This window comes from Archangium violaceum (assembly GCF_016887565.1).
Classification (GTDB): Bacteria; Myxococcota; Myxococcia; order Myxococcales; family Myxococcaceae; genus Archangium; species Archangium violaceum_B.
The window spans coordinates 6,385,051-6,398,603 of record NZ_CP069396.1 but is presented as its reverse complement, the minus strand read 5'-3'; the positions used below and the strand labels follow the sequence as shown (position 1 = coordinate 6,398,603).

10 protein-coding genes are annotated in these 13,553 nt (G+C 68.9%); 1 reads left to right on the top strand and 9 read right to left on the bottom strand.

From position 1 onward, the window contains the following. Positions 1-32: 32 nt before the first annotated feature. From JRI60_RS25705 to JRI60_RS25670, 8 genes are all read right to left on the bottom strand, one after another. Positions 33-1,133 carry an NADH:flavin oxidoreductase gene (locus JRI60_RS25705; RefSeq protein ID WP_204228520.1) on the bottom strand — a complete coding sequence of 367 codons (1,101 nt, stop codon included), beginning with the start codon at positions 1,131-1,133 and terminating at the stop codon, positions 33-35. Positions 1,134-1,237: 104 nt separating this feature from the next. Next, positions 1,238-1,594 carry a response regulator gene (locus JRI60_RS25700; protein ID WP_204228519.1) on the bottom strand — a complete coding sequence of 119 codons (357 nt, stop codon included), beginning with the start codon at positions 1,592-1,594 and terminating at the stop codon, positions 1,238-1,240. 2 nt (positions 1,595-1,596) lie between these two features. Continuing rightward, a complete protein-coding gene (locus JRI60_RS25695) occupies positions 1,597-3,096 on the bottom strand; it encodes an ATPase domain-containing protein (RefSeq protein WP_204228518.1) in 1,500 nt (499 codons plus the stop codon). Between the two features lie 68 nt (positions 3,097-3,164). Next, positions 3,165-4,175, bottom strand: a complete 1,011-nt coding sequence (locus JRI60_RS25690; RefSeq protein ID WP_204228517.1) for a sensor histidine kinase — start codon at positions 4,173-4,175, stop codon at positions 3,165-3,167. A 241-nt stretch (positions 4,176-4,416) separates the two neighbouring features. Beyond that, the gene (locus tag JRI60_RS25685; protein WP_239470844.1) at positions 4,417-5,607 is read right to left on the bottom strand and encodes a glycosyltransferase family 87 protein; all 1,191 of its coding nucleotides are present in this window, start codon (positions 5,605-5,607) and stop codon (positions 4,417-4,419) included. An 85-nt stretch (positions 5,608-5,692) separates the two neighbouring features. Further along, positions 5,693-6,394: a hypothetical protein gene (locus JRI60_RS25680; RefSeq protein WP_204228515.1), complete on the bottom strand. Its 702-nt coding sequence runs from the start codon at positions 6,392-6,394 to the stop codon at positions 5,693-5,695. 71 nt (positions 6,395-6,465) lie between these two features. Continuing rightward, entirely contained in the window at positions 6,466-8,760 is a 2,295-nt protein-coding gene (locus JRI60_RS25675) for a S8 family serine peptidase (RefSeq protein ID WP_239470724.1), read from the bottom strand. A 211-nt stretch (positions 8,761-8,971) separates the two neighbouring features. Further along, positions 8,972-9,700, bottom strand: coding sequence for an SDR family NAD(P)-dependent oxidoreductase (locus JRI60_RS25670; protein WP_204228513.1), 729 nt, complete (start codon positions 9,698-9,700; stop codon positions 8,972-8,974). Positions 9,701-9,907: 207 nt separating this feature from the next. Between JRI60_RS25670 and JRI60_RS25665 the strand changes: the two genes are divergently transcribed. Further along, complete coding sequence (locus JRI60_RS25665; protein ID WP_204228512.1) at positions 9,908-11,812, top strand: potassium transporter Kup; 1,905 nt, start codon at positions 9,908-9,910, stop codon at positions 11,810-11,812. A 33-nt stretch (positions 11,813-11,845) separates the two neighbouring features. Here the strand turns inward: JRI60_RS25665 and JRI60_RS25660 are convergent, their stop codons facing one another. Further along, positions 11,846-13,489: a DEAD/DEAH box helicase gene (locus JRI60_RS25660; RefSeq protein ID WP_204228511.1), complete on the bottom strand. Its 1,644-nt coding sequence runs from the start codon at positions 13,487-13,489 to the stop codon at positions 11,846-11,848. Between the last annotated feature and the right edge of the window lie 64 nt (positions 13,490-13,553).

Here is a 13,553-nt window from a genome sequence, read left to right as displayed (position 1 = left end):
CTCCCCGCGGGCGTTCGTCGCGCCCAGGAGGCTCACGCCAGTTTGGCGAGGGCCTCCTTGGTGAAGTCCTGCAGCTCGCCATGGCGGCCCTCGCGCACCTTCCGGGCCCACTGGGCATCGGAGAGCAGCGCGCGGCCGACGGCCACCAGGTCGAACTCCTCCCGCTCCAGACGGACCAGCAGGTTCTCCAGGGACGCGGGCTTGGAGGTCTCGCCACGGAAGGCGGCCGTGAACTCGCCGCTCAGCCCGACCGAGCCGACGGTGATGGTGGGCTTGCCGGTGAGCTTCTTGGCCCAGCCGGCGAAGTTGAGCTCCGAGCCCTCGAACTCCGGCTCCCAGAAGCGGCGCTGCGAGCAGTGCAGGATGTCCGTCCCGGCCTCCACGAGCGGCGTGAGCCAGGCCTCCATCTCCTGGGGGGTCTGGGCGAGCCGGACGGTGAAGTCCTGCTGCTTCCACTGGGACAGGCGCAGGATGATGACGAAGTCCTTGCGAACGGAGGCGCGGATCGACTTCACCACCTCGGCGGCGAAGCGGGCGCGCTCGGCGATGGTTGCACCACCGAAGGTGTCCGTCCGCGTGTTCGTGCCGGACCAGAAGAACTGGTCGATCAGGTAGCCGTGCGCGCCGTGGATCTCCACCGCGTCGAAGCCCAGCCGCTGCGCGTCCGCCGCCGCCTTGCCGAAAGCGGCGATGGTGTCGGCGATGGCCTCGTCGGTCATGGGCTCGGTGAAACGCTTGCCCGGCGAGGACAGGCCGGAGGGGCTGTCCACCGGAGGCGGCGCGACCCAGGTGGTCATGGGATTGCGCGCGGAGCCCACGTGCCAGAGCTGGGGAGCCATCAACCCGCCCGCGGCGTGCACCTCGTCGATGACGCGCTTCCACCCCGCCAGCGCCTGCTCGCCGTGGAAGTCGGGCACGTTGGGATCGTTCTTGGCGGAGGGCCGGTTCACCACCGTGCCCTCGGAGAGGATGAGGCCCACCTCGGCCTCGGCCCGGCGGCGGTAGTACGCGGCGACGTCGGGGGTGGGCACACCGCCGGGAGAGAAGGAGCGCGTCATGGGGGCCATGACGATGCGGTTCTTCAGCTTCAGCGACTTGTGGGAGAAGGGGCGGAACAGAGCATCTACGGACATGGGGGGGCACTCCGGAGTCAACGCTTTCGGAAGCGGCTGATTAACCAGTCCGCTTTCCGCCAGCCGTTAGAAAATCCGAAGCCTCCCAGAAGAAGACCAGCGCGCTACCGGGCGAGCAATCGGCCGACTTCCGCGAGCAGTTGGTCGAGCTCGAAGGGCTTGCGCAGGAAGGCGGCGGGCTTGCAGTCCGGGGGGATGCTGGAGCGGGGCATGGCACTCATCAGGATCACCGGAAGGCCCTGGTACGCCGGGTCCGCCTGGAGGGCCAGCAACAGCTCGCGCCCATCCATCACCGGCATCATGTAGTCGAGCAGGAGGAGATCGGGCCGTTTCTCGGCGATGCGCTTGAGGCCATCCTTCCCGTTGTGTGCCACCAGGACGAGATAGCCTTCATCGCCCAACAGATCCGTGAGCGCATCGGTGATGCCGACCTCGTCGTCCACCACCAGGAGGGTCCTCACGGCTAACGGCTCCGCTTCTTGAGCAGGCCCTTGCGCTTGGGCCGGGACGAACCCGCCACCTTCGCATCGCCCGTCAGGATGGACTCGGCACTCTGGAAGGTGTCGGCGAGCTCGATGCCCCGGGACGTGATGCGGAACTCCCGGAGGGAGGAGTCGTAGTCGCTGTCACGCACCTTGACGACGGACAGCATCCGGTAGAGCTGCGAGCGCAGCTCCACGAAGCGCAGGAAGAAGATGTTCTCGACGAGGCTCGAGACACCGCTGATCGGCAGCCTCACCTCGGAGGAGAACATGTCTTGCAACTCGCTGGTGTACACCGTGGTGACGCCCAACACCCGCAGCTCGTTGGTGAGCGCGGCCAGGAAGTGGCTGATGCGCTCGGGATGGGCCGCCGACTGCATGAAGCCGTCCACCCCGTCGATGAAGAGCCGCTTCACGCCCCGCACGCGCACCGCCTCGAGCAGCTTGTTGCCGAGCCCATCGAGGATGCGCTCGGTGGGCGGATGCCACTGGATGTCGAAGAAGCCCTGCGCGTGCTTCTTCTCCAGGTCGAGTCCCAGTGCTCGGGCCTTGAGGAAGATGCGCGACGGCGTCTCGTAGAATCCGAAGAGGAGGCCCGGCTCCGACTTGCTCGATTTGTCGAGGAACTGCAGCCCGAAGGTCGTCTTGCCCGCCCCCGTGGGACCAAAGAGGACGGAGGAGGAGGCGCACGGAAGGCCTCCGCTCATCATCCGGTCCAGCTGGGCGATTCCCGTCGAGACCCGTTCCGACTTGCAGGGATCCTCGCGTGACGGCTCCTGCAGGAGCGCCTCGATGCGCGGGAGCACCACGATGCCATCGCCGGTGATTTGAAAGGCGTGGCCGCCGCGCAGGTAGCTGCTGCCCCGGAACTTCTTCACCTCCAGCTCACGCTCCGCGCGCCGGCCCAGCCGGTTGTCGGTGAGCTCCAGCACGCCGTCCACCATGGTGTGCTCCGGCCCCACCGGCTCCGCGCTCGCGCTGGTGAGCAGCAGGATGGTGCAGCCGGCGAAGTTGGCGTGGATCTGCAGCTCGTGGATGAACTTCTTGAAGTCCTTCTTCGTCTCGGCGCTCTCCTGCACCGTCACCAGGCCGTCCACCACGAGCAGGGTGGCCTTGCGCGCACGCACCTCGCGCCGGAGCACCTCCACGAGCCCCTTCAAGCCACCCTCTTCCAGGATCGAGAAGGCGCTCAGGTAGGAGATCTGCTCGGGAATGCGTGACGTGTCGAAGAAGGAGAGCGGCTGGAGGTTGAAGATCAGGCGCTCGTGCGTCTCCGCCAGCAGCGTGGCGTAGAGGACGCGGCCCCCTTGCGCGGCATGATGGAAGCACACCTGGTTGGCGAGGATGGTCTTCCCCGCCCCCGGGCGGCCCTGAAGCATGTACACGCCCCGGCGCAGGAAGCCACCGTGCAGTACGAGGTCCAGACCCCGTACCCCCGAGGGAACCCTGTCTTGGGGCCGCTCCGTCATCGGCTCGCTCATCACGCCCTCATCCTCTTCCGTGCCACGAGAAGGCTGCTCTCTACCTCAACGCGCCCTTCCCGCCCTTTCTATCCATCACGCGGAAGTCTCACCGTGAAGGTCGTCCCCTCGTCGGCGCTCGAACGCACGCGGATCCCTCCGCCGTGCGCCTGCACGAGGTGGTAGGTGATGTGCAGGCCCAGACCCATGCTGCGGCCTCCGTCGGGCCGCGCATTGCGGCCTCGCTGGAAGGGCTGGAACAGCCGGGGAAGGTCCTCCGCGGGAATGGGAGAACCCCCGTTGTGCACCTCGAGCACGACCTCCTCCCCTTCTCCCCACGTTCGCACCCGCACGGGAACGTCCTCGGTGGTGTGTTGAAGCGCGTTGAGGACGAGGTTCTGCACCACCTGGGAGAGACGATCGGCATCCCAGGAGCCTCGCCCGTCACCGGAGCGCTCCATCGTCACGTGACGCCCGGGCCGCGCGACGAGCACCTCGTCCACCACCTGGGCGACGAGGGGATGGAGGTCCACGGCCTGGCCGCGCTCCACCGTGATGCCGCCGCCCAGGCGGACGCGGGTGAAGTCGAGCAGGTCGTTGATCATCCGGAGCGCCCGGTCCGAGGAGTTGAGGATGCGCTCGAACGAGCGGCGCTGCCGCGGCTCAAGCCCTCCCGTCTTGAGGCCGTGCGTCGCCGAGAGACGGATGGCCTGCAGGGGGTTGCGCAGGTCGTGGCTGACGATGCCGATGAGCTGCTGTTCGAACTCCACGCCCCGCTTCTGCTCGCTCACGTCGCGGAAGAAGAGGGAGAGGCCCCCGCTTCGGGTGGGGTAGGCCCGGACTTCCATCCATATGTCCTGGAGCGCGTCGTGCTCGACGAACCGCACCGGGACGCGCTCCTCCATGCACCGGTGGTACTCCGTCCAATAGTTCGTGCCCGGCTCCCTGGCCCGCGGCCAGACATCCCAGAGCACACGGCCCAGGAGCTCGCTCGAGGCCTTGCGGGAGAGCCGCTCCAGGCTCGCGTTCACGAGCGTGATGCGCCAGTCCTTGTCGAGACCGATGAAGGCGTCGCCCATGGACTCGAGGGCTTCCGCCATCCGAGACGCCAGCCTCTCGGCATCCTCGACGGAGCAGGAGCAGGCGGCGATGGGGGTGGAGACGGCACCGGGCGGTTCGGAACCATCCGCCTGTCGCTGTCCGGGACCTGCCACTGGCGCTGGGGATGGACTCTCCACGATGACTCGCCATACCACGAGCGCCCTGCCCTACAAGACAAGAGCCACGAGCCCCCGGCTTCGAGCCTCGGGGCCTCGGCGAACTGTCGCGCGCCGTACAAACTCAGTGTTGGTCGGCTGGAGCTTCCGGGAGTCCCCTCCGCGCGACCCGGAGCTGGAGCACCAGGGCCGAGACCGCCGTCACGGCGGCGCAGAGCCCGAACAGGCGGAGCTCGAGGAACTGCTGGAAGCGCGCGCGGCCGAGGATCTCATAGGCGAGCAATCCCATGAGCGTCCCGAGCCCCGGAGCGACCATGGCCCAGGCGAAGGTGGCCCGGGAGCGCAGCAGCAGGGCCGCATCGAGCAACAGGAAGAGCAACGGCACGAGCATCACGAGATTGTTACGCCAGCCGAGCGGCGACAGGACGGCCGTGCAGTACACCGCGACCGCGGTCACGGCGAGCCGGGCGCGCGCGGCGTCGACCCGGGCCAGCGAGACGAGGAGCGCCGACAGCACGGAGGCGAGCGCGAGGCCGAGTCCCGCCGCGAGCAGCGTGTAGCGAGCGCCATCCGCGGGAGAGAGGAACCAGCAGGCGAAGCCGAAGACGCCCTGGTTCTGGTTGGCGCAGATGAGCGGACCGGTCGAATCCTCGAGCATCTTCCGCCAGGCGAGGATCTCGCTCCAGGCGAACGAAGGACCGCTGAAGAGCACGGGGAGCAACAGCAGCGCGAGCCCGAAGACGCCCACCGCGACCACTCGCCGCCACTCCCGCGAGAAGAGCGCCACGAGCACGAGCAGGGCGAGCGGCGGCTTGAAGAGACATGCCACCGCCAGGAAGGCACCGGAGGCGACTGGCCGCGTCCCGCGCAGGGCCTCGCTCTCGAGTGCGAGCCACAGGAGCAGCGTGTCGCAATTGCCGTAGAGGAACACCTGCTTGACGAACGGGAGCGCCAGCACCACGACGAGCGCATGTGCCCACCGGGGAAGCGGGCGCGGCATCATCGAGGCCCAGAGGTGGATGGCGCGCACGAGCACGGCCGCGTTGAGGAGCACCCAGGACCAGCGGGCCAGCGTCTCCGGCAGGGCCGCGAAGGGAGCGAAGAGGTACGCGGTCACGGGCGCGTACTTGTAGACCCAGGGGAGGTCCTCGTAGCGGTAGAGGGGCTGCCCGGCGAGCGCGTTCGCTCCCGCCTTGTAGAAGACGGCCCAGTCCGCCTGTACCTGGAACACGACCGCGTGGATCGCCAGGGCGAACACCCCGATCGAAACGACGACCCACGCCGCGAGCGGCTGGCGCCCGCCAGGGTGGGTCATCGGGTTCACGGGTTCCTCGGTGTCGGGACGGAGCACGCGCCGGTGAGTGCCACAAGCCCCGACCTCCACACAAGCCGTCCCCCTACTACACGGACTTCGGGCACTTGACCGGCACGGTCTTGCCCTGACGGAACTTGCTCAGCCCCTGCTCCCAGGCCTTCTCCCAATCACTATTGGCCAGGCTCTGATCCTCGAATGGGTTGAGCACATAGGTGCTCTTCGTGCACCGGGGGGGCGTCTGCCCATCCTCCGACAGGGTGGCCTCGATCACGGTCAGGCGGACGCCGCTGTCCTTCACCGGCACGGCCTTGAAGACCAACTCCTGCTCCCCCGAGGGCACCAGGTAGACCTGGGACTTCAACTGTTGCGTGCTGGGGTTGAACACGGTGATGAGGGTCGTGGAGCCCCGCTCGGCCCCCAGGTTCGTCATGAATGCATGGGGACCGGCGTATTGATAGCGGACCTGGAGGATGTCCTCGAAGTTGCCATCCTTCCGGACGAGCTGGGCATCCTCGACCGTCTTGCCGTCGACCTGGCGGCGCACCACGTACCAGGCGGCGGATTCGCTCGAGCCCTTCGTGCGCTTGGGATGGTAGCAGATGTTGATGTCGAAGCCGGGCGAGCCCTTGGGCCTGGTGAGCTTGGGGGCATCGTTCACGGATTCGGCGAACTTCGTCAGCGCCTCGCAATCCTCGAACTTCTCGGGTGGAGCACTGGCGAACACCGGGGCCGTGCTCAACGAGACCAGAGCGGCGAGGACGACGGGGTGAAGCACTTTGCTTGTCATGGTGTGTCCTTCTGAACGGGACGGGCGGCCCTGTAGCAGGAGCGCCCGCCCCGGGGGAAGGACACGTGCCGTTACGGCCGGATGAGCCCGCCGCTCACCACCAGGCCGTAGTCGGCGTCGATGGCCGTCGTCTCGACGCGCGCGTCCTGGACGATCTCGTCACCCAGCACCTCGACCTTCCACGCGCCGGCCGCGGGGTTCTGGAGGAAGACGTTCTCGACCGTGTCGACGGTGTTGGAGCTACCCCCCGCCGTGGAGAAGTTGCCCGCGGTGAGACCGTTGTTGCCCCAGTACACCACTCCCGAGGGAGAGGTGACCCGCAGCGACAGGTCGTTCACGCGCGCCTGGGCCGCGCCCACCGTGCCCATGGGATCCGTGTAGACGAGCGTGACGTTCAGCTCGGTCTGACCGGCGGCGACGTCGACGGTGTAGCTCTTGACGCCCAGGGGAGCGATGACGTCGGTCTCGTCGATGACGCTCGTCGCCGCGGCGCGGTCGTAGAGGCGCTTGAGGTCGGACGTGCCCCAGCCCTGCTTGTAGCGGTCGAGGTCCCCGTTGGTTCCGCCCGCCACCCAGTTGTAGCGCCACGCGTTGTTGATCATCAGCGCCTTGGCCGTGGCCATCTGCGGGCGGCTGGCGAAGACGTCGGTCTTGAGGCCGTGGCCGGCCCAGACGCCCTGGTGCCACATCTGGAAGAGCAGACCGAAGTGGCCCGCCGTCTGGGGCGTGGCGGAGCTGGTGCCGCTGAACTCGGTGTAGTTGGCGGTGCCGGTGCCCGCGGCACCCCGCACGGAGTCGTAGAAGTAGGACAGGTCCGGCTTGATGCGTCCGTCCGCCGCCGGGCCGATGCTGCCGCCCGAGCCCCAGTAGTCATCCGTGCGCGCCAGCGTGTTCCTGTGGCGCACGCCGCCCACCGAGACGATGTTCTTCGCCCACGCCTGCGGGCGCGAGTTCCGGGAGCCGGAGTTGCTCTGCGACTGCGTGCTGAGGATGGGGTGCTTGAAGAGGTAGTCGTCCACCTCGGCGGAGATGGTGGTGTACGCGGTCGTCAGGGTGCTGCCCACGCTGGACGTCTGGAAGACGGCGCGGTAGGGCCCGGCCGGGTCCGTCAGCTCCTGGTTGATGGTGTAGCGGGACTTGGTGCCACCGAACTGGGAGGACTCGTTGTAGCGGAAGAAGATGCCCTGGCCGCTCGGCAGCAGGCCCCGCGCGCCCGCGTTCACCCCCTTGGCGAAGTTGTGGCTGTAGCAGCTGGTGCCGTGGTAGCTGCTGCTCGTGGTGCCCGTGCTGTGGACGATGGGCGCGGTGGGCCACTCCTGGTGCGTGGTGAGCAGCTCGGTGTCGAAGATCTCACCGCGCACGCCCTGCCCCGTCCAGCCCTTGAGCGTCTCGACGTAGTTGGCGCCGCCCGTCTCGCGGACGATGTCCATGTCCACCTCGCCGGGGCCACCCCACCGGTCGATGAACTGCACCTCGTTGGAGCGCGCCACCTCCTGGAGCTGGGCCTGGGTGAGCGTCGCCTCGACGCGCAGGCCCGCCGGCTCGACCAGGTCCACCTTGCCGCCCAGGCGCCGCACCAGCCGGACCACCTCCGCCTGCCGCCGCTCCCCGCCCTCGCCGAGCATGATGGAGTAGCGCTGCTCCGGCTGGGACGCCCTCAGGCCCACCAGGGACTCGCGCAGCTCACGCTCCAGCCGGTACTCCGGGTGGTAGGGCCCGATCCACCGCACGTAGGGCAGCTCCGCCACGCGCGCCCGCGACCCCGCGTTCATCTCCACGACGAAGGTGTGGTCGGTGAGGAAGCGCAGCACCTTGCCGCCCTGGGCCTCGATGGCCTGACGGAACTCGGGCAGCGGCGTCGCCAGGAACTGCACCAGGTGCAGCGTGTTGTCCGCGCTGGCGGCGAGCTGGGGGTTCGCCACGGCCGCGAGCCCCTGGAGCGGCTCGAACGAGGCGTCCTGCAGGCGCACCACGTAGCTGGTGGGACGCACGCGCCCGATGGCGGCGACTCCCTGCCGGCTGTAGGCGTAGTAGGGCTGACGGCCTCCGATGGGCAGCTCCTCCTCCCACGTGTAGAGCTCGAACGCCGAGCCAGACACGGGGACGGTCCGCAGCCCGTGGACGGGCTGGGAGGTGCGGTGGAAGGCGAGCCCGGTCCCGGTCACCAGCAGGTAGCGGCCCTCGGCCGCCAGGGACGCGCCCTCCAGCGTCTGGATGGCACCGGCCGTCCGGACCCCTTCGAGGTCCACGAGCCGCGCGGGGGAACGGGCGGCCTCCCGCGAGGCATTACCCTGTCCGGGTGCCGCGAGGACCGGCAACGGCGCGACGAGAGAGCAACCCAGGGCCAGGGCAAGGGGACGCCACATGCCCGCGGATCGTGAGAACACGCTTCGCATCTCGGTAACTCCTTGGCTGTATGTGATTGGATCCGACCGCGCCCCTTGGCTGCCTGAAACAGCCGCGGAGCAGGCCAGGACAGATCCGGAATCCGAGAAATAATTTGTAATCAAATACCCACCGTCCGTCAATAGCTGACAGACGGGGTGCGAACGCGTGCAACCTCTACTGCAATTTTCCTCAGATGGCCGTCCAGCCGCCGTCGATGTCGAGCACCATGCCGGTGGCATACGTGCACGTGGCCAGGAAGAAGGCCGCGTCCGCCATCTCGTGGGCGGACGCCGAGCGCTTCATCGGGATGTTGCTCATCAGCCCGGCCATGAACTCGTCCAGCTTCTCGGGAGGGACCTTCCAGTCGATCGCCGTGCCATGGGTCAGCCCGGGGGACAGGACGTTCACCCGGATGCCCTTCGGAGCCAGCTCCACCGCGAGCGAGCGTCCCATGGCGTTGACCGCGCCGCACAAGCCCGCGCCCCCGGAGTAGTTCACCAGGGCGGCATGGCCGGCGATGCCCGAGCAGAGCACGATGGAGCTGCCCGGCGGCATCTTCGGAACCGCGTGGTGACAGGCGGAGAGCTGCCCGAAGAAGCGGCCGTCGAACAGCTCCCGCCACGACTTCGTGGGAACCTGCTCGACCGGGCCGAACACCGCCCCTCCGGCACAGGTCACCAACAGATCGATACGGGGCTCGGAGTCGATGAGCCGCTGGACCTGGGCCTCGTCGGCGACGTCCGTCACCATGCCCCGGGCACGCCGTCCGAGCTTCTCCACCGCCTCGTCGAGCCGCTTCTGGCTGCGTCCGGCGAGCACGACGTTCGCGCCCTCCTTGACGAAGCGTTCGGCGATCGCGAAGCCGATTCCCGAGCCTCCTCCCGTGATGATTGCGGTCTTTCCATCCAGCGCGCCCATGCGTCTCTCCTCTCCATGACGTGAAGCCGTCAAGAGGGAGCGACACTACCAGCGAGCCCCTCCGCCCCTCCCGAGGGCCCGGGTTGGAGGGTCCCTCGTTCACTCCCAGTGTTTTTTTCCTCCTCTTCTGGCCTCGACCCGCCGAATTGGATGCCACGGGAGCGAGGGGTGCGCTAAGGCTGGCGATCTTCCACGGTGAATCCGTCCATGCACTCCTCCCCCTCCCCCAACGGCTCCGAACCCGACTCCCCCCGTCGCATCGCATTGACGGCACTGGGGGCGCTGGGCGTGGTCTACGGGGACATCGGTACCTCGCCCCTTTACGCACTGCGTGAGTGTTTTCACGGGCCGCATGCCATCGACGCCTCGGCCGCCAACGTGCTGGGGGTGCTGAGCCTGTTCTTCTGGGCGCTCATCATCGTCATCTCGATGAAGTACCTGGCCTTCGTCATGCGCGCGGACAACCGGGGCGAGGGCGGAATGCTGGCGCTGATGGCGCTGGTGATGCACCGCACGCCCGGGGGCAACCCGGGCCGCAACCGCCAGGTGCTGGTGTGGATGGCGCTGTTCGGCGCGGGCCTCATCTACGGCGATGGTGTCATCACCCCGGCCGTCTCGGTGCTGTCGGCCACCGAGGGCCTCAACGTGGCCACGCACGTGTTCGAGCCCTATGTGGTGCCCCTCACGCTGGTCATCCTGATCGGCCTGTTCCTGGTGCAGAGCCGGGGGACGGCCGGCATCGGGAAGATCTTCGGGCCGGTGATGCTCCTGTGGTTCGGCACCATCGCCACGCTGGGCATGCGCTCCATCCTGGCCTACCCGGACGTGCTGCGGGCGGTGTGGCCCGGCTACGCGGTGGAGTTCTTCCTCCACAACGGCGTGCACGGCTTCCTGCTGCTGGCGGTGGTCATCCTGGTCATCACCGGCGGCGAGGCGCTCTACGCGGACATGGGTCACTTCGGCCGCAAGCCCATCCGGCTGGCGTGGTTCGCGGTGGCGCTGCCCGCGCTGCTGCTCAACTATTTCGGGCAGGGCGCGCTCCTGCTGCGCGACCCGACGGCGGAGAACCCGTTCTACCAGCTGGCCCCACCGCCGCTGCTCTACCCGCTGGTGGCGCTCGCCACGCTCGCGGCGAGCATCGCCAGCCAGGCGCTCATCTCGGGGGCGTTCAGCCTCACGCGCCAGGCCATCCAGCTGGGCTACAGCCCGCGCATGGAGGTGGTGCACACCTCGGAGGCGGAGGAGGGGCAGATCTACCTGCCCGGCCTCAACCGCGCGATGCTGGTGGGCGTGGTGGTGTTGGTGCTCACCTTCCGCTCCTCGAGCGCGCTGGCGGCGGCCTACGGCATGGCGACCACGGCGGCCATGTCCATCACCACGGTGCTGTCGTACGTGGTGGCCCGCGAGCGCTGGAAGATGAGCCGCGCGGTGGTGCTGCCCATGACGGCGGTGTTCCTGGCCATCGACCTGTCGTTCCTGGGCGCCAACGTGGTGAAGGTGCCCGATGGAGGCTGGTTCCCGCTCACGCTCGGGCTGATCATCTTCACCCTGATGACGACGTGGAAGCGTGGCCGCGAGCTGCTGGCCCAGCGGATGCGCGCCGCGGCGCTCTCCATCGAGGCGCTGCTGGAGAGCTTCGGGGAGCATCCGCCCACGCGAGTGCCCGGCACGGCCATCTTCATGACGGGCAACTCGGAGATCGCGCCCACCGCGCTCCTGCACAACCTCAAGCACAACAAGGTCCTGCACGAGCAGACGGTGCTGCTCACCATCCAGACCCTGGACGTGCCCCACGTGCCGGCTTCCGAGCGCGTGGAGGTGGAGTCGCTGGAGCTCGGCCTCAAGCGCGTGTACGCGCGCTACGGCTTCATGGACGACCCGAGCGTCCCCGACATCCTCAAGCGCATGCGGGAGGCTGGGCTGCAGTTCAATCTCATGGGGACCAGCTTCTTCCTGGGCCGCGAGACGCTCATCGTCACCAAGAAGCCGGGCATGGCCCAGTGGCGCGAGGCGATCTTCGTCTGGATGAGCCACAATGCCCGCTCGGCCACCGCCTTCTTCCGCATCCCACCCAACCGCGTGGTGGAGATGGGCACGCAGGTCGAGCTGTAGGAGGGCCCCGGCGGGCAACCGGGGCCCACGAGGCTACCGGCCCCGCCGTCCCCCGCCGCTACGGCCACGAGGGGACGGGCCCGCCCCGCGTGACGAACCACCCCCTCGCCCTCCCCCCTTGCCTCCCGGGCGCGCCGCACCACGGGCGCCACTTCTCTCCTGCCCGGCGCTCCTTCCCTGCCCGGCGCTCCTTCCCTGCCCGGCGCTCCTTCCCTGCCCGGCGCTCCTTCCCTGCCCGGCGCTCCTTCCCTGCCCGGCGCTCCTTCCCTGCCCGGCGCTCCGGCCGCGCGCATCCCTCGCTCCACCACGGGCGGTGTCCCGTCCCGCCGGGCGCTCCTTGCGCGGAGCGGACGGGCGGTCCGTCCCACGGGTGGAAGCCCTTCCACGACCCGGAGCCTCACGACGGCTGTCGTCCCCGCCACGGCGCTCCCGGCCCTCGCTCGCGCGGACGGGGCGTGCACGGGCCTTCTCCGGGGCGCGGGGGCGCTTGTCCTCCAGGACCGCCAGCGGGTCGTTTTCCTCCCGCCCGGCCCGGAACGTCTCCATCTCCTCACGGAAGACGGAGTCCTCCCGCGGCACCTCGGCGCGCGGCAGGTCCATGCGGATGATGCGCTCGATGGCGCGCACCGTCTCCTCGTCTCGCTCGGTGACGAAGGTCGAGGCGCGCCCGCTGGCACCAGCTCGCGCCGTGCGGCCGATCCGGTGGACGTAGTCCTCCGGGGAGTGTGGCAGGTCGAAGTTGATGACGTGGCCGATGTCATCCACGTCCAGCCCGCGTGACGCGATATCCGTGGCCACCAGGCAGCGGTACTGCCCCCGCCGGAAGCCCTCGAGCGCCTGACGACGCTGTCCCTGCGTGCGGTCGGAGTGGATGAGCGCGCTCTTGTGGCCCGCGCGCTTGAGGATCTCCTGCACCTTCTCGGCGCGCTCCCGGGTGCGGGTGAAGACGATCGCGCTCAGCTGATCCCTCGCGAGCAGGCTGAGCAGCAGCGGGTACTTCTCCATCGGATCGACCTCGTACGCCCGCTGCACGGCGCGCGCGGCGGGAGTTCCGCTCGGAGTGACCTCCACCCGGACGGGCCGGCGCAGCACCTCCTGGGCGAAGCGCGTCACGTTATGGCCCAAGGTGGCGGAGAACAGGAGCGTCTGGCGCTCGCGGGGCAGCGCGGCGAGGATTTGCGACAGCTCGGGCATGAAGCCCATCTCCAGCATCCGATCCGCCTCGTCCAGCACGAGCATGCGCACCGTCGAGAGGTTCACCGCGCCCGCCTTCAGCAGGTCGGCCAGCCGGCCCGGGGTGGCGAGGATCAGCGAGGGCCGCTGGCGCAGCGCCTCCACCTGCGCGCCCATGTCCGTGCCCCCGATGACCACCGCCCGGGCGATACCGCGCGGCTCACCGAAGAAGGCGGCCTCGTCGGCGATCTGCTGCACCAGCTCGCGCGTGGGGGCGAGCACCAGCCCTGCCGGACCCGGCTCACCGACCAGGCGCTCGACCAGGGGCAGCAGGTAGGCGGCCGTCTTGCCCGTCCCCGTGGCCGCGCAGCCGATGACGTCCCGCCCGGCGAGCGCCGGAGGAATGGCCTGGGCCTGAATGGGGGTGGGAGAGGCGAAGCGGGCGCGCCGCACCGCATCGAGGGATTCAGGAGAGAGACCGAGGGACTTGAAGGAGTTGCTCACACATGAGGGGCTATCACGCCCGGACTCGCGGGGCGACCCACAACGCCCGGCGCCTGTCCCCTGG